This window comes from Pseudomonas sp. TE3895, from assembly GCF_056278855.1.
This window is the reverse complement of the sequence record NZ_JBWBQE010000001.1, coordinates 935020-950565: the sequence shown is the minus strand read 5'-3', so window position 1 is coordinate 950565 and position 15546 is coordinate 935020. Positions and strand designations below refer to the sequence as shown.

The following is a 15546-nucleotide window of genomic DNA, read 5'->3' as shown; positions in this document are numbered from 1 at the left end:
AAGAAGGCCACGCAGCACTCAAGTGGAACCCTGTACATGCACCAGCAAAACATCCTCTTCGACCTCGACGGCACCCTGACCGACCCACGCCTGGGCATCACTCGCTCGATCCAGTACGCCCTGGCCAAGCTGGGCATCGACGAACCGGACCTGGCCCGCCTCGAACACTTCATCGGCCCACCCCTGCTGCAGGCTTTCATGCAGTTCTACAGCTTCGATGAAGCCAAGGCCTGGGATGCGGTGAACTTCTACCGCGAGCGCTTCCGCGTGACCGGTCTTTACGAAAACCTCGTGTTCGAAGGTGTGCCGGAGTTGCTTGAGGCCCTGAACGGGCAGGGCCGCACGCTGTACATTGCCACCTCCAAACCATGGGAGTTCGCCCGCGAAATCGCTCGGCACTTTGCTTTCGATCATCACTTCAAGGTGATCTACGGCAGTGAGCTGGACGGCACGCGCACCAACAAGGTCGAGCTGATTCGCCATTTGCTGGATGAAGAAGGGCTGGACCCGGCGCACACCCTGATGATCGGAGACCGCAAGCATGACCTGATCGGCGCGCGCAGCAACGGGCTGCAGGCCGTCGCGGTGGGGTACGGGTTTGGCAGCCGGGAAGAGCTGATGGCAGAAGAACCCGCTTTCCACTTCGCCACGGTAGCCGATTTGCACCAGGCTTTTAGCAAGGCTTGAGGGCCAGCAGGGCTGCTTTGCAGCCGGCCCTCCCACATCGATCGGCGTACGCAGGGCCTTTGTGGGCCTTGTGGCGCGATGGGCCGCAAAAGCGGCCCCAAAATCTCAAAAGCTAACCATCAGACGCTGCAGCGCCGCTTTCCTTTCTTCAATCGGCAACCGCCCCAAATGCTCGACCCGCGCGTAAAACCGAACCCAATCCCCACCCACCTCACGAAACAGCGACGCAAACGCCGGCACCCACTGGTCATATAGCCCGAACGGCAACAACTTGGCATTACTCATCGGCCCATACATCCAGGCGTCATAGCGCTTGTCACCGCCCCACTGGCCATCACGCACCTGCCGGTATTCACGCCTCAAACGCTCAAACTCGGCCTGCTTGGCCCGGCGCTTGTGTGCATCATCCAACGGCCCCGCATAAATCGCCTGCAATCGCTCACGGCTGGCCAACACCAGGCGGATAAACTGGTCGCGCTGCTTTCCCTGATCCCCGCCAACCGCCGCCAGCCCACGCGCCGCACGCCATTGCCGCGTGCCTTCCTGCTCGACGAACGAGGCAAACGACTCATTGAACTCGGTATCGTCCTGCACATAGAAGCGCTGGTGGGCCAGTTCATGAAAGATCAACGTAGCCAGGCGCTCATCGCCCCAGCCCACCATCGACGACAAAATCGGGTCATCGAACCAACCCAGGGTCGAATAAGCTTCCACGCCGCCCACGTACACATCCAGGCCATCCTGACGCATCAACGCCGCCGCGCCTCGCGCCGCGCCTTGCTGGTAGTAGCCGCGGTACGCCACGCACCCGGCAATCGGAAAGCAGTGCGTTACCGGTTGCAACGACAACTCGGGCGTGGCGAACACATTCCACACCACGTAGGGGCGGCCAAGGTCGGCGTATACCCGGTAGCTGCGGTTGTTTGGCAGTTTCAATTGCTGGCTGGCAAACAGCCGCGCCTTTTCGGCCTGCTGCAGGTGCGCGCGCAAGGGTGCAGGGGTAGCAGGGTCGGCCAATACCTGCTCTACAGGCTGCCGCGCCCGCAGCAACTGCCACTGGCCCTGCGCCAGCTGCCCATAGTAGGCAGCATTGCTACAACCGTTCAGCAGGAGCGCCGCAAGCAGCGGAACCAAACGGGTGAAAATGCGGTCGAGTGCCCCAGGGCCTGAGCGCTGCATAAGAAAAAGTCGAAGCATCCGGGACTGTCTGACTCGCTCAAGACCATTTCGCTCCAAGACTATCTCGCCAAGGGGGAGTTTCGCCATGCGTGCATTATTGGTCGCCGGCTCAGTGTTGTTGATCTCTGCCTGTTCAACATTGCCAGACCCAGACCCGAACCAGGCCTGGATCGACCTCACCCGCTACGACAATACTTCGCTAGACGCCGTGCAGGTCGATGAGCGTGACTGGGCTGACAGCCGCTATTTCGAGGTTCAACCCGGCAGCCACGAACTGACCGTGCGCTATCAGTTTCCGGTTAACCCCAGCAATATCGGCCCCGTCGAGGAGCCATTGTGGCGCGATTGCCAGGTCAAGCTGACCTTCAAGGACTTCAGCGCCGGGCAGCGTTATCAGCTGCAAGCCGGCAGTATTGGCTTCCGCCCTTGGATCAAACTCTACGACCACCAGCAAAAACTGCTGGGTCAAGGGCTGCCGGCGGGTTGTCAACGCACCTGAACCGCACAAACGGCGCTATGCTTGTTACTTGTAAATCGCAAGTGGGAGTTTTGCCATGCGCCAGCCCATGATGCTGATCGCCCTCAGTGCACTGGGGGCTTGCGCCAGCCCCTTGCCGCCCGTCGACCCCAAGCAGGCCTGGGTCGATCTGTACACCATGACCCCCGGCCGGGTGATCATGGCCGACCGCCTCGACGGCAAGCGTCTGGACGATGGCCGATATTTTCAGGTGACGCCGGGCAAGCACGAACTGGTGGTGCGCTTCGATTATGAAATCTACTCGGGCGGCATCATGTCCGAGCCCAGGGACCGAACCTGCTACCTGACCGTACGCTTTGACAACTTCAAGGCCGGCGAACGCTATCGCCTGGAAGCGCGGGCGCCGGTAATGGAGCCGCAGGTGCTGCTGTATGACGCCAACCGCAAGGTGGTGGTGAACGAGCCTAGCGAAGTGTTCTGCATACCGTGAATGTGGGGCTGCCTTGCAGCCCCGGGCCTTGGTGCTTATCGATCATTCTTTTGATAAATGATCTTCTTCGTCCCGCCATCGCAGGTCCCGACGACCATGTTCTGGTCCTTGACCTCGCTGTTGGGCACGATCTCCAGCGTATAGGACGAAACCCCTTGGGCCTGGATCTTGGCCTCGATCTCGGTTTTCAGCTCCTCGCAAGGCTTGACGGCCGCCAGCGCAGACGTGGCGACAAGGGAAGCCAACACAGCGATAGCTACGCGAATCATGGAACGGCTCCTGGAAAGGGCAGTGGCGCTGCCGACGTTCTTTAGACTACAGCAAACCACCACCGTTGCACCGTTTCACCCCACCAACGCCGCATCCAGGCTGATCTTCGCATTCAAAACCTTGGACACTGGGCAGCCTTCCTTCGCCTTGTTGGCAATCTCCAGGAATTGAGCCTCGCTGGCCCCCGGTACCTTGGCCCTGAGCACCAAGTGCACAGCGGTAATGGCAAAACCGTCAGCTTGCTTGTCGAGCGTCACCTCTGCAGCCGTGTCGATCCGCTCCGCAGTAAGCCCCGCCTCGCCGAGCATCATGGATAGCGCCATCGAGAAACAACCGGCATGGGCCGCGCCAATCAGCTCCTCCGGGTTGGTGCCGGGCGTGCCCTCGAAACGTGTGTTGAAGCCATAAGGGTTCTGCTTGAGTGCGCCGCTTTCGGTAGAAAGCAGACCTTTTCCATCCTTCAGGCCACCTTGCCAGATCGCCGATGCTGTCTTTTTCATGATGCCTCCTGGTCACTGGGTTGCTTACCTAGGGTTCAGAGGCCTGCCACCTGCCGCAAGTTCAGAGCAATATGCTTGCAGGCATTGAATCCAACGAACGCGCCCATACAGAATCAAAAAGGCCTCTGGCCAATCACTTTTGCGGAGGCTCCATGACGCAGCTGCGTGACCTGAAGATTTCCACCCTGGACCTGGTGCCCGTACGCGCCGACGCTGGCCCCGCGCAATCGCTGCGCAACTCGCTGGACCTGGCGCAGCATGTCGAGCGCTTTGGCTATAACCGCTTCTGGGTGGCCGAGCACCACAACATGGACGGCATCGCCAGTTCGGCGACGTCGGTGCTGATCGGCTACCTGGCCGGTGGCACCTCACGTATTCGCGTGGGCTCTGGCGGGGTGATGCTGCCCAACCATGCGCCACTGGTGATCGCCGAGCAGTTCGGCACCTTGGCCAGCCTTTATCCGGGGCGTATCGACCTTGGCCTGGGCCGTGCGCCGGGTTCGGACCAGATGACGGCCTATGCCCTGCGACGCGACCGCGCTGGCGGCCCGGACGACTTCCCGGACGATGTCGAGGAGCTTTCGCGCTACCTCGGGCCACGCACTGATGATCAAAAAGTGATCGCCGTACCGGGGCACGACACCGACGTGCCGATGTGGTTGCTGGGATCCAGCCTGTTCAGTGCCCAGCTGGCGGGCATGCGCGGCATGCCCTATGCCTTCGCCTCGCATTTCGCGCCACGCTACATGCACGAGGCCATTCGCGTGTACCGCAACCATTTCAAGCCCTCGATCACGCTGGACAAGCCGTATGTGATGCTGGGCATTCCCATGGTGGTGGCGCAGACCGACGAGAAGGCCGAATACCTGGCCACCTCGGTCTACCAGCGCATCCTGGCGCTGATTCGTGGACAGAGCCTGATGCAGAAGCCCCCCGTGGAAAGCATGGATGGGCTGTGGTTGCCCCATGAGCGGGAGACAGTGGGCAGCTTCCTGGGGCTGGCCATGATCGGCAGCCCGCAGAAGGTAAAGGCCAAGGTAGAAGTGCTGCTGGAACAGACGGGTGCGGATGAGCTGATCTTTACCTGTGACCTGTATGAGCATGCGGACCGCATTCGGTCATATGAGCTGATGGCGCAGGCCCTCAAGACCGAGTGACTCTCGACACGGGCTCGCCCGCTCCCATAGGTTGACTGTGGAAGCGGGCAACTCCGCGAAAGGGCAAACGCATCAGCCGCGGCGGTAAACAATCTCCTTGGTACCGGCCTCGCAGCTACCAATCACCTTGCCCGCCGGGTCGCCTTTATTGACGATCTCCAGCTTGTAGCCAGTGACGCCCTTGGCATCCAGCTTGGCCGCAATTTCCGCCTTCAGTTCCTCGCACGGTTTGCCCGCTGCCAGCGCACCACCGGCCAGGGTCATCAGGCCCAGCGCCAGAATCAGTTTGTTCATCACTCGCGTTCCTTGTGCAGATGAAATCAGAAGGGGCCCCACCAAGGCGCCCCTTTTCTGAATACCTCATCACGCCGGGATCATACAACCCAACGTTGTTTCAGCTATTGGCGATACGGAAGCCGACCTTCAGCGTGACCTGGAAATGCGCCGCTTTGTTGTCGCGGATATGGCCGCGGGTATCGACCACTTCGAACCATTCCAGGTGCTTGATGCTTTTACCGGCTTCGGCCAAAGCATTGTTGATCGCCTCTTCGATACTGGTGGGCGAAGACCCGACCAGTTCGATTTTCTTGTAGGTGTGATGATCGGTCATGAGTGCTCTCCATGGGTGACAGTGAGATTCAGCCTAGCAGCGCAGGCCTAGTTTACCTGCGAGCGGTCACTGTCAGCGAAAGTTCGATCGCACTTTCACGCAGCCCAAGGGTCGCAATCCTTACAGCCCATACTGCAAAGGAGAGTCAACATGCACCGCAACTCGCTGCGTAAAACGTCCCTGGAAAGCATGGAAGCGGAGATCGAGAGCCTTCTGAAAAGCTTGGAACACCTCAAGCATGATGCGTCGGAAGAGTCCCAGAAGTCGGTGAAGGCAATCCGCAGCAACGCTGAAAGCGCACTGCGTCATTCGCGCAGCCTACTGAGCGATGCGTACGAGGAAGTGAAGCAGCGCACCCGCCAGACCGGCAAAGCCACCCGGGATTACGCCCAGGAACACCCCTACACCACCGCCGGTGTGGCCATTGGTGCGCTGGGCCTGCTGGCGGCCTACCTGATATGCAAGCGAAACTAAGCGCTCTGCCGCGCAAGTTCCGCCCGTAACCACTGCGCCAACTGCTCGGCGCGCCCGTCTGCGGCGCGCCGTGGCACCCACAATGCCAGCGCCGCCTGGGTAGGTGAAAAGCCCCAAGGCGCACTCAAACGGCCCGCCCGCAGGTCATCAGCGACCAGTGGCTGCGGTGCTATCGCCACGCCCAATCCGGCCACGGCAGCTTCCAGCAGGTAATACAGGTGCTCGAAAGCCTGGCCATAGTGAATGGCCGCCGGGTCCAGGCCCTGTTGCACCGCCCAGGTCGGCCAGGCTTGCGGGCGTGAAGTGGTGTGCAGCAAGGCTTCACCCAGCAGTGCCTTGGCGGGCGCACCCTGCAAGCGCTGGAAGCCTGCGAAATGCGGGCTGAGCACCGGCCCGATGCATTCCTCGGCCAGCACATGCACCTGCATGTCCGCCGGCCAAGGTGGCTCGGCATACACCAGCAACGCATCCAGCCCAGGCCGCCGCGGGTCAAGGTCGCCCTCACCCGCCGACAGGTGCAAGCGCAGCTCAGGCAAATCCGCCTGCAACCGGCCCAGCCGCGGGATAAACCACCGCGCCAGCAGGCTGCCCGAGCAGCCCAGCACGAATGGCGCCTCGCTCACATCACGGCTGAGCTCGGAACACACGCTGCGCAGCCGGTCGAAGGCCTCACCGCTGGCATCGCGCAGACGCACACCGGCATCTGTGAGTTTGATGCCACGCCCGTCCTTGACGAACAGGGCTACGCCCAGATGCTCCTCAAGCACCTTGATCTGCCGGCTGACAGCGCCGTGGGTGACGTGCAGCGCTTCCGCCGCCTGGCTGACACTGTTCAGCCTGGCTGCAGCCTCGAAGGCGCGCAGGGCATTGAGGGGAGGGAGGTCGTGGGCCATTTTACCTGTGAGTTTTTCTGACAAGTTTACGCAATCTTATCGGTTTTCAGCCGAGCTTGCCGTGGTTAGAGTAAAGCCCATCACTCATTCACTACGCCTTGGAGCGCCCCATGACCCAGTCCCAATACCGCCCCGGCCCCGACGCCAATGGCCTGTTCGGCTCGTTCGGCGGCCGCTACGTGGCCGAAACCCTGATGCCACTGGTGCTGGACCTGGCCCGCGAATACGAAGCGGCCAAGGCAGACCCCAAGTTCCTTGAAGAGCTGGCTTATTTTCAGCGCGACTACATCGGCCGCCCCAACCCGCTGTACTTCGCCGAGCGCCTGACCGAGCATTGCGGCGGGGCGAAGATTTTCTTCAAGCGTGAAGAGCTCAACCATACCGGCGCGCACAAGGTGAACAACTGCATCGGCCAAGTGCTGCTGGCCAAGCGCATGGGCAAAAAGCGCCTGATCGCCGAAACCGGCGCCGGCATGCACGGTGTCGCCACCGCCACAGTCGCCGCGCGCTTCGGCCTGCCTTGCGTGATCTACATGGGCGCCACCGACATCGAGCGCCAGCAGGCGAACGTGTTCCGCATGAAGCTGCTGGGCGCCGAGATCGTGCCGGTTACCGCCGGCACCGGCACCCTGAAAGACGCCATGAACGAAGCCCTGCGTGACTGGGTTACCAACGTCGAAGACACCTTCTACCTGATCGGCACCGTGGCTGGCCCACACCCGTACCCCGCCATGGTCCGCGATTTCCAGTCGATCATCGGCAAAGAGACCCGTGCCCAGTTGCAAGAGAAGGAAGGCCGTCTGCCAGACAGCCTGGTTGCCTGCGTCGGCGGCGGCTCCAATGCCATGGGCCTGTTCCATGAATTCCTCGAAGAGCCGAGCGTGCAGATCATCGGCGTTGAAGCCGGTGGCCACGGCGTACACACCGACAAGCATGCCGCCAGCCTGAACGGCGGCGTACCGGGCGTGTTGCACGGCAACCGCACCTACCTGCTGCAGGACCAAGACGGCCAGATCACCGATGCCCACTCGATTTCCGCAGGCCTGGACTACCCGGGCATCGGCCCGGAGCACGCCTATCTGCATGAGGTGAAGCGCGTCGAGTACGTCAGCATCACCGATGACGAAGCATTGGATGCGTTCCACGCAACCTGCCGTCTGGAAGGCATCATTCCAGCCCTGGAAAGCTCCCACGCCTTGGCCGAAGCGATCAAGCGCGCACCGAAGCTGCCCAAGGACCACCTGATGGTCGTGTGCCTGTCGGGCCGCGGCGACAAAGACATGCAAACCGTCATGAACCACATGGCCGCCCAGGAGAAACACGCATGAGCCGTCTTGAACAACGCTTCGCCGAGCTGAAGGCCGAAGGCCGCTCGGCACTGGTCACCTTCGTCACAGCTGGCGACCCGGGCTACGACGCCTCGTTGCAGATCCTCAAGGGCCTGCCGGCTGCTGGCGCCGACGTGATCGAGCTGGGCATGCCGTTCACCGACCCGATGGCCGATGGCGTGGCCATCCAGCTGGCCACCCTGCGCGCCCTTGAGGCTGGTCAGACCTTGGCCAAGACCCTGCAGATGGTTCGCGAATTCCGTGTGGATAACCAAACCACGCCGATCGTGCTGATGGGCTACTACAACCCTATCCACCGCTTTGGTGTGGACACGTTCGTGGCTGAAGCCAAGGCCGCGGGCGTCGATGGCCTGATCATCGTCGACCTTCCGCCAGAGCACGACGCCGAACTGGCTACCCCGGCCCAGGCTGCAGGCATCGACTTCATCCGCCTGACCACCCCGACCACCGACGACGCGCGCCTGCCGCGCGTGCTGGAGCGCAGCTCCGGGTTCGTCTACTACGTGTCGGTGGCTGGTGTAACCGGTGCAGGTTCGGCGACCACCGAGCATGTGACCGAAGCCATTGCCCGCCTGCGCCGGCATACCGATCTGCCGATCAGCGTTGGCTTCGGCATTCGCACGCCGGAACAGGCTGCGAACATTGCCCGCCTGGCCGATGGCGTGGTGGTGGGCTCGGCACTGGTCGACAAGATCGCCCAAGCCCAAAGCGCCGATCAGGCGGTGACCGATGTATTGAGCCTGTGCTCGGCATTGGCTGAAGGGGTGCGTGGCGCACGCCGCTAAACCGCGTCGTCTGCTTCGCGGGTAAACCCGCTCCTACGGGGCCAGCGCCACCCTCTGGCTCTGCGCTATCGTTGTAGGAGCGGGTTCACCCACGAAGAGGCCAGCACAGGCTACCCCCGCCTAGCCCCCAAAAATCGACAGATTCAAGGGCCGCACGGCCCCCATCCAGATCGCATGATCCCGGTGATCCGCCAGTTCATCCCCGGTTTCCGGATGCATGAATACCACCAGGCCCTTGCGGTACAGCGCCAACCAAGGCAATACCACCCCCACCACTTCGGGCCCGAACGCCAGCTGGCAACTCCAGTCCGGATGCGGCCCAACCGGTTTCTGGTGCATGCGCCCCATGGTCACGGGGAACAGCCGCGCCGCCTCCTCGCACAGTTCGCGGGCCTGCTCCATGGTGGCTGCGTCGTAATAAACGTGGGCGTGGTAACCCTTGATCCTCTGCACGATAGCTCCTGATTGCGGTCCAACCATCACCACCTGCAACAGGAGTGATGCAGTGAAAAACGCCGAAACCCCAGTGTTCAAACTGGTCCTGTTCGGGCCTGAAAGCAGCCTGGGCAATGCCCTGATGGTCGAGCTGCTGTCGCGCCAGCACGAAGTCATCGCCGTGGTCGACGACCTCAACCGCCATTCGCCGCGCCCGGGCCTGCACTTCAAGATAGGGGGGCTGGGTGATGCCCACCAGGCGGAGCAGGGCGCAGCGGGCGGCTCGGCGGTGATCGCCCTGTTACCAGCGCTGGCGCCGGGTGACCTGCCGGGGCAGGCACGCTTGAGCGAGGCGCTGGTGGCGGGGCTTGCGCATACGACTATACGCCGGCTGCTGCTTGTGGGCGATTTCGATGTGCTGGATGAGCCGAGCAAGTACAGCGAGATGGAGCGGGATTGCGTGGCCAAAGTGGTTGATGGGTTGCAGCGCAGTGCGTTGCACTGGACGCTGATCAATGCACCGCAGGAACTGGCCGGGTTGGGCATGGAGCATTTTCGCAATACCGAAGGGACGCTGGAGCCTGGGCTGGCTGAGCCGTTGCGGCGCTTGGCCAGGATCGCAGCGGGGATGGTGGACATGCTGGAGCTGGACTTGCACCGGGGCGAGCATCTGAACTTCGTGGTCTAGATTGCCGGGGGCTGCTGCGCAGCCCATCGCGACGCAAGGCCGCTCCCACATGGGCCTGCGTGTGCAGTGTCTTTCTGGGAGCGGCCTTGTGTCGCGATGGCCCGCAAAGCGGCCCCAAAATCTCAAAGGCTGCGCTCCTGCTCCAACCAATCGACGAACCGCTCGATCAACGCTCCCCGCCGCTTGCGCGGCGGCAAAACTGCGTAATAGCCGCGTTCCGAGCGCAAACTCCCCTCCAGCGGCCGACACAGCAACCCCCACATGGGCCGGCGTGCGCAGTGCAACTGTGGGAGCGGCCTTGTGTCGCGATGGGCCGCAAAGCGGCCCCAAAATCTCAAAGGCTGCGCTCCTGCTCCAACCAATCCACGAACCGCTCGATCAACGCCCCACGCCGCTTGCGCGGCGGCAAAACTACGTAATAGCCGCGTTCCGAGCGCAAGCTCCCCTCCAGCGGCCGACACAGCAACCCTTGCTCCACCAATCCATCCACCAGGTGAGCCCAGCCAATCGCCACCCCTTGCCCGGCAATCGCTGCCTGAATCAGCAAGGTATAGTTATCAAACCGCAACTGCCCCGCCGGCGGTGGGCTGTCCACACCAAACCCACGAAATACCCCCGCCCAGTCAAACCAGCGGCTGGCCTGCTCGCCCTTCAGATGCAGCAGCGGCAATCGTTGCAAAGCCACAGCTGACAAGGCTTTGCCATGAATCAGATGGGGGCTGCACACCGGGAACACTTCCTCATCGAATAGCCAGCGGCTTTCTCCTTGGTGAAAGCGTCCATCGCCAAACAGCACCGCCACATCGATGTCCGGGCGCAACATGCCCTGGCTGCGCTCACCCGTCACCAGGCTCACATCCACCTGTGGATAAGCCTGATGAAAGCGCTGCAGCCTTGGCATCAGCCAGAACGCCGCAAAGGCAAAGTCGGTGGCGACCTGCAGCACTTCGCGCTGGCCGCGCCCGCTGGCCTGGGAAATACCGTCATCCATGGCCTGCAGCCCCTGATGCACCTGTTCGAACAGCACCTGGCCAGCCTCGGTCAGCTCGATACCCCGGTAAATGCGGTCAAACAGGCGCGTGCCCAACTGTGCCTCCAGGCGCTTCACCTGCTGGCTCACTGCCGGCTGCGTGGTACCCAACTCCAGCGCCGCAGCGGTAAAGCCACGCAGGCGCGCAGCAGCCTCGAATACGCGCAAGGTATCCAGCGACAACCCGGCAAGGTGCTCAAACATAAGCTTGGCTAATCCCAGTCATTGCCCGCCATGGGCTTTACCCATGTTATCCACAGTCGCATCTTGGTAGGCAAGCAGTTCGCATAACCCTCAACGATGGAAGCCACCATGACGCGTCCGAATATCCTGTTCATCATGGCCGACCAGATGGCCGCGCCCTTGCTGCCCATCTACGGCCCTTCGCCCATCAAGATGCCGCACCTCGGCCGCCTGGCCGAGCAAGCCGTGGTGTTCGACTCGGCCTACTGCAACAGCCCACTGTGCGCGCCATCACGCTTCACCCTGGTCAGCGGTCAGTTGCCAAGCCGCATTGGCGCCTACGACAACGCGGCCGACTTCCCTGCCGATGTGCCGACCTACGCCCATTACCTGCGTCGCCTGGGCTACCGCACCGCGCTGTCGGGCAAGATGCACTTCTGCGGCCCGGACCAGTTGCACGGCTATGAAGAACGCCTGACCAGCGACATCTACCCGGCCGACTACGGTTGGGCGGTGAACTGGGACGAACCCGATGTGCGTCCAAGCTGGTACCACAACATGTCCTCGGTGCTGCAGGCCGGTCCATGCGTGCGCACCAATCAGCTGGATTTCGACGAGGAGGTGGTGTTCAAGGCGCGCCAGTACCTGTACGACCATGTGCGCGAAAACGATGGCCGGCCATTTTGCCTGACCGTTTCAATGACGCACCCGCACGACCCCTACACCATTGCCAAACGCTACTGGGACCGCTACGAAGGTGTGGATATCCCCATGCCCCGTGCCGAGTTCAGCCAGGCAGCACTCGACCCGCACTCCCAGCGCCTGCTGAAAGTCTACGACCTGTGGAACAAGCCACTGCCTGTGGACAAGGTCCGCGACGCCCGCCGCGCCTACTTCGGCGCTTGCAGCTATATCGATGACAACATTGGCCAATTGCTGCAGACCCTGGAGGAATGCAACCTGGCCGATGACACACTGATCGTGTTTTCCGGCGACCACGGCGACATGCTTGGCGAGCGTGGCCTCTGGTACAAAATGCACTGGTTTGAAATGTCGGCGCGGGTGCCGCTGCTGATCCATGCGCCGAAGCGCTTTGCAGCGGGCCGGGTCACTGCTTCAGTGTCGACCTGCGACCTGTTGCCAACCTTGGTCGAACTGGCTGGCGGCGCTGTGGATAAAGACCTGCATCTGGACGGCCGCTCACTGCTGGGCCACCTGCAAGGGCAGGGCGGTCACGACGAGGTGATCGGCGAGTATATGGCCGAAGGCACCGTCGGCCCGCTGATGATGATCCGCCGCGGGCCCTACAAGTTCGTGTACAGCGAAGACGACCCATGCCTACTCTATGACCTGAGCCGCGACCCGCACGAGCGGGAGAACCTCACCGGCAGCCCGGACCACCAGGTGCTGCTGCAGGCATTTGTCGATGAAGCGCAACAGCGCTGGGACATCCCCAGCCTGCGCCAGCAGGTGCTGGCCAGCCAGCGCCGCCGCCGGCTGGTGGCCGAAGCGCTGGCCATCGGCAAGCTGAAAAGCTGGGATCACCAACCACTGGTGGACGCCAGCCAACAGTACATGCGCAACCACATCGATCTCGATGACCTCGAGCGCAAGGCACGTTATCCACAGCCCGCCCCCCTGGATTGAGAAGAGAGGCCGCCATGCACAAGTTCTCCGCCGCCGTGTTCGTCCTGGCCCTGAGCGCCACCACGGCCCACGCCGCAGACAGCGATGCGCAATGCAGTACCGTGAAAATGGCCGACCCCGGCTGGAGTGATATTGCCTCGACCAATGCCGTGGCACGCCTGTTACTGGAAAGCCTGGGTTACCAGGTGAAGATCGACAGCCTGGCCGTACCGATCATCTACGGCGGCCTCAAGGACGGCCAGGTCGACGCCTTCCTCGGCAACTGGATGCCGGCGCAGCAAGGCTTCCATGACAAGTTCATCGCCAACGGCGATGTGCAGCAGCTGTCGCGCAACCTGGAGGGAACCGAGTTCACCCTCGCAGTGCCCGACTATGTGTGGAATGCCGGGGTGAAGGACTTCGCTGACCTGCAGAAACACGCCGGGCAGTTCGACAAAAAGCTGTACGGAATCGGCTCCGGCGCCCCGGCCAACCTATCGCTCAAGGCAATCATCGACAAGAATGAATTCAACCTCGGCCAGTGGAAGCTGGTGGAGTCCAGCGAGCAGGCGATGCTGGCCCAGGTCGACCGGGCGGTGAAGAAGCAGCAATTCATCACCTTCCTTGGCTGGACCCCGCACCCGATGAACGTGAAGCTGAAAATGCATTACCTGACCGGTGGGGAAAAATGGTTCGGCAGCAAGGGGGAGGTTTACACGCTGACGCGCAAGGGTTATCCACAAGCCTGCCCGAATGCCGCGAAGCTGCTGGGTAACCTTAAGTTCACACTGGACATGGAAAACAGCATCATGGCAGAGGTTGTGGACAAGAAGATCAGCTTCGATGAAGCGGTCAAGGCTTGGGTGAAAGCGCATCCTGAACGGCTGGATGGGTGGTTGGCCGGGGTTACCACCAAGGCCGATGGGGATGCCCTGGAGGCCGTCAAAGCCAAGCTGTAATCTCAGACACGACGCGCCCCTTGTAGGAGCGGGTTTACCCGCGAATGCTGCAGTGAATGTACCGCCGTATTCGCGGGTAAACCCGCGCCTACAAGGGGACAGTGGACCTTCGGAAATGTGAATATCTCATGCATCGCATCATCCACCTGCTGCCCTTCCTCAGCTGGCTTCCCCGCCAATCGGGCCGCAGCCTGCGCCAGGACCTGCTGGTAGGCCTGAGCGGCGCCATCCTCGCCCTGCCGCAATCCATCGCCTACGCCCTGATCGCCGGCCTGCCCGCCGAATACGGGCTTTACGCCGCCATCGTGCCGGTACTGATCGCCTGCCTGTGGGGCTCTTCCTGGCACCTGATCTGCGGCCCGACCGCTGCCATTTCCATCGTGCTCTACGCCAGCATCAGCCCGCTGGCCGTGGCCGGCAGCGCTGACTACATCACGCTGGTGTTGCTGCTGACCTTCCTCGGCGGCATTTTCCAGCTGCTGCTCGGGCTGTTGCGCTTCGGCGCGCTGGTCAACTTCGTCTCCCATTCCGTGGTGCTCGGCTTCACGCTGGGTGCCGCCATCGTCATTGCCTTGGGCCAGCTACCCAACCTGCTGGGCATGGCCCTGCCCAGCCAGGCCACCGCGCTGAAGACCGTGCAAGACCTGGCCAGCCACGCAGGCGAGGTCGACCTGCCTTCCTTGCTGCTGGGCCTGGCCACCGTAGTGATCGGCGTGGCCTTCAAGCTTTGGCGCCCACGCTGGCCGAGCCTGTTGATAAGCCTGATCCTGGTCAGCTTGCTGGCCTGGCTGTTGCCGGGCTTCTTTGGCCATGTGCCGCGGGTGGCAGCGTTCACCGGGCAACTCCCGCCTTTCAGCCCGCTGCCTTTGCTAGACGTGGAGCTTATGTTGCGTCTGCTGCCCAGCGCCGTTGCGGTAGGCATGCTGGGGTTGGTCACCAGCCTGTCGATTGCCCGCTCGCTATCGGCACGTTCAGAACAACTGATCGACCCGGACCAGGAAATACGCGCACAGGGCCTGTCGAACATTGCCGGTGCATTTTTCTCTGGTTACCTGTCTGCCGGCTCCTTCACCCGCTCGGGCCTGAGCTACGAGGCGGGCGCCCGCTCACCGATGGCCGGGGTGTTTTCTGCGCTGTGGGTGGCGTTGTTCGCCGTGACCGGCGCCAGCCTGATCGCGCACCTGCCGATACCGGCCATGGCCGGCAGCATTTTGCTGATCTGCTGGGGGTTGGTGGACCACCGAGGGATCCGTGCATTGTTCCGGGTCAGCCGCTCGGAGTTTCTGGTGATGGCGCTGACGGCTGCAGCGACATTGCTGCTGGAGCTGCAGACGGCCATCTATGCCGGGGTGCTGGCTTCGCTGTTCTTCTATTTGAAGCGCACCTCACGACCACGGATCCAACAAAGCCGTGAAGGGGACGCGGATGTCTTGCGGGTAGGTGGGTCGATTTTCTTTGGTGCGGCGCATTACCTGCAGGTGCGCTTGCAGCGCTGCCAAGGGCCGCATGTAGTGATCGATGCCCGGCAGGTGAATTTCATCGATTACTCGGGTGTGGATATGTTGCACCGTGAGGCACGAAGGTTGCGGCGATTGGGGGGGAGTTTGACCTTGCACCGGGCCAGGCCCCAAGTGATCGAGGAGTTGCAGAAGCTGGAAGGGGTGGAGTTGTGCCCGATCCGGTTTGAGGAATGAGATTGGGATTCTGGGGCTGCTTTGCAGCCCATCGCGACACGAGGCCGCTCCCACAGAGG

Annotated in this window: 19 protein-coding genes and 1 pseudogene; 11 read left to right on the top strand and 9 right to left on the bottom strand. The window is 62.2% G+C overall.

The window, feature by feature from the left end:
* The first annotated feature begins 36 nt into the window (after positions 1 to 36).
* On the top strand, positions 37 to 687 hold the full coding sequence (locus tag ACZ889_RS04265) for an HAD family hydrolase (protein ID WP_004575264.1): 651 nt from the start codon (positions 37 to 39) through the stop codon (positions 685 to 687).
* Between the two features lie 105 nt (positions 688 to 792).
* Here the strand turns inward: ACZ889_RS04265 and ACZ889_RS04260 are convergent, their stop codons facing one another.
* Positions 793 to 1866 carry an aminopeptidase gene (locus ACZ889_RS04260; protein WP_476257190.1) on the bottom strand — a complete coding sequence of 358 codons (1074 nt, stop codon included), beginning with the start codon at positions 1864 to 1866 and terminating at the stop codon, positions 793 to 795.
* 85 nt (positions 1867 to 1951) lie between these two features.
* Between ACZ889_RS04260 and ACZ889_RS04255 the strand changes: the two genes are divergently transcribed.
* Both ACZ889_RS04255 and ACZ889_RS04250 read left to right on the top strand, forming a co-directional pair.
* Positions 1952 to 2365 (top strand): lipoprotein, encoded by a 414-nt coding sequence (locus ACZ889_RS04255; protein WP_010951496.1) that lies wholly within the window; start codon positions 1952 to 1954, stop codon positions 2363 to 2365.
* A gap of 55 nt (positions 2366 to 2420) precedes the next feature.
* Positions 2421 to 2834 carry a PA0061/PA0062 family lipoprotein gene (locus tag ACZ889_RS04250; RefSeq protein ID WP_011953134.1) on the top strand — a complete coding sequence of 138 codons (414 nt, stop codon included), beginning with the start codon at positions 2421 to 2423 and terminating at the stop codon, positions 2832 to 2834.
* Between the two features lie 35 nt (positions 2835 to 2869).
* On the opposite strand, the gene ACZ889_RS04245 is transcribed toward ACZ889_RS04250, so the two are convergent.
* The gene (locus tag ACZ889_RS04245) at positions 2870 to 3103 is read right to left on the bottom strand and encodes a DUF1161 domain-containing protein (RefSeq protein WP_003253067.1); all 234 of its coding nucleotides are present in this window, start codon (positions 3101 to 3103) and stop codon (positions 2870 to 2872) included.
* 75 nt (positions 3104 to 3178) lie between these two features.
* A complete protein-coding gene (locus tag ACZ889_RS04240; protein WP_003253070.1) occupies positions 3179 to 3604 on the bottom strand; it encodes an OsmC family protein in 426 nt (141 codons plus the stop codon).
* 152 nt (positions 3605 to 3756) lie between these two features.
* Here ACZ889_RS04240 and ACZ889_RS04235 point away from each other — a divergent pair, with 152 nt between their 5' ends.
* On the top strand, positions 3757 to 4761 hold the full coding sequence (locus ACZ889_RS04235) for an LLM class flavin-dependent oxidoreductase (RefSeq protein WP_180689048.1): 1005 nt from the start codon (positions 3757 to 3759) through the stop codon (positions 4759 to 4761).
* A 72-nt stretch (positions 4762 to 4833) separates the two neighbouring features.
* Here the strand turns inward: ACZ889_RS04235 and ACZ889_RS04230 are convergent, their stop codons facing one another.
* The gene (locus tag ACZ889_RS04230; RefSeq protein ID WP_180689049.1) at positions 4834 to 5055 is read right to left on the bottom strand and encodes a DUF1161 domain-containing protein; all 222 of its coding nucleotides are present in this window, start codon (positions 5053 to 5055) and stop codon (positions 4834 to 4836) included.
* Between the two features lie 100 nt (positions 5056 to 5155).
* Positions 5156 to 5371, bottom strand: a complete 216-nt coding sequence (locus ACZ889_RS04225; protein ID WP_003253076.1) for a dodecin — start codon at positions 5369 to 5371, stop codon at positions 5156 to 5158.
* 150 nt (positions 5372 to 5521) lie between these two features.
* Between ACZ889_RS04225 and ACZ889_RS04220 the strand changes: the two genes are divergently transcribed.
* Positions 5522 to 5845 carry an ElaB/YgaM/YqjD family protein gene (locus tag ACZ889_RS04220; RefSeq protein WP_004575266.1) on the top strand — a complete coding sequence of 108 codons (324 nt, stop codon included), beginning with the start codon at positions 5522 to 5524 and terminating at the stop codon, positions 5843 to 5845.
* Here the strand turns inward: ACZ889_RS04220 and ACZ889_RS04215 are convergent.
* Positions 5842 to 6738 carry a LysR family transcriptional regulator gene (locus tag ACZ889_RS04215; RefSeq protein WP_129931866.1) on the bottom strand — a complete coding sequence of 299 codons (897 nt, stop codon included), beginning with the start codon at positions 6736 to 6738 and terminating at the stop codon, positions 5842 to 5844. The two genes, ACZ889_RS04220 and ACZ889_RS04215, sit on opposite strands and share 4 nt — an antisense overlap.
* 110 nt (positions 6739 to 6848) lie before the next feature.
* Between ACZ889_RS04215 and trpB the strand changes: the two genes are divergently transcribed.
* Positions 6849 to 8066, top strand: a complete 1218-nt coding sequence (gene trpB, locus ACZ889_RS04210; protein WP_004575268.1) for a tryptophan synthase subunit beta — start codon at positions 6849 to 6851, stop codon at positions 8064 to 8066.
* Positions 8063 to 8872: a tryptophan synthase subunit alpha gene (gene trpA, locus ACZ889_RS04205; protein ID WP_047603773.1), complete on the top strand. Its 810-nt coding sequence runs from the start codon at positions 8063 to 8065 to the stop codon at positions 8870 to 8872. The genes trpB and trpA overlap by 4 nt, the downstream gene beginning before the upstream one ends.
* A gap of 120 nt (positions 8873 to 8992) precedes the next feature.
* On the opposite strand, the gene ACZ889_RS04200 is transcribed toward trpA, so the two are convergent.
* On the bottom strand, positions 8993 to 9325 hold the full coding sequence (locus ACZ889_RS04200; RefSeq protein WP_003253084.1) for a DOPA 4,5-dioxygenase family protein: 333 nt from the start codon (positions 9323 to 9325) through the stop codon (positions 8993 to 8995).
* Between the two features lie 52 nt (positions 9326 to 9377).
* On the opposite strand from ACZ889_RS04200, the gene ACZ889_RS04195 reads away from it, so the two are divergent.
* Positions 9378 to 9995, top strand: a complete 618-nt coding sequence (locus ACZ889_RS04195) for an NAD(P)H-binding protein (protein ID WP_108078768.1) — start codon at positions 9378 to 9380, stop codon at positions 9993 to 9995.
* A 122-nt stretch (positions 9996 to 10117) separates the two neighbouring features.
* Here the strand turns inward: ACZ889_RS04195 and ACZ889_RS04190 are convergent.
* Positions 10118 to 10252: pseudogene (locus ACZ889_RS04190) on the bottom strand (choline sulfate utilization transcriptional regulator); the annotation flags it as partial.
* Between the two features lie 77 nt (positions 10253 to 10329).
* Complete coding sequence (locus ACZ889_RS04185; protein ID WP_179053183.1) at positions 10330 to 11229, bottom strand: choline sulfate utilization transcriptional regulator; 900 nt, start codon at positions 11227 to 11229, stop codon at positions 10330 to 10332.
* Between the two features lie 108 nt (positions 11230 to 11337).
* Between ACZ889_RS04185 and betC the strand changes: the two genes are divergently transcribed.
* The 3 genes from betC (at position 11338) to ACZ889_RS04170 (ending at position 15487) form a co-directional block, all read left to right on the top strand.
* Positions 11338 to 12855 (top strand): choline-sulfatase, encoded by a 1518-nt coding sequence (gene betC, locus ACZ889_RS04180; RefSeq protein WP_017147851.1) that lies wholly within the window; start codon positions 11338 to 11340, stop codon positions 12853 to 12855.
* 14 nt (positions 12856 to 12869) lie between these two features.
* Positions 12870 to 13793 (top strand): choline ABC transporter substrate-binding protein, encoded by a 924-nt coding sequence (gene choX, locus ACZ889_RS04175; protein WP_180689050.1) that lies wholly within the window; start codon positions 12870 to 12872, stop codon positions 13791 to 13793.
* 128 nt (positions 13794 to 13921) lie between these two features.
* Positions 13922 to 15487: a SulP family inorganic anion transporter gene (locus ACZ889_RS04170; protein WP_102886211.1), complete on the top strand. Its 1566-nt coding sequence runs from the start codon at positions 13922 to 13924 to the stop codon at positions 15485 to 15487.
* Positions 15488 to 15546 lie beyond the last annotated feature (59 nt).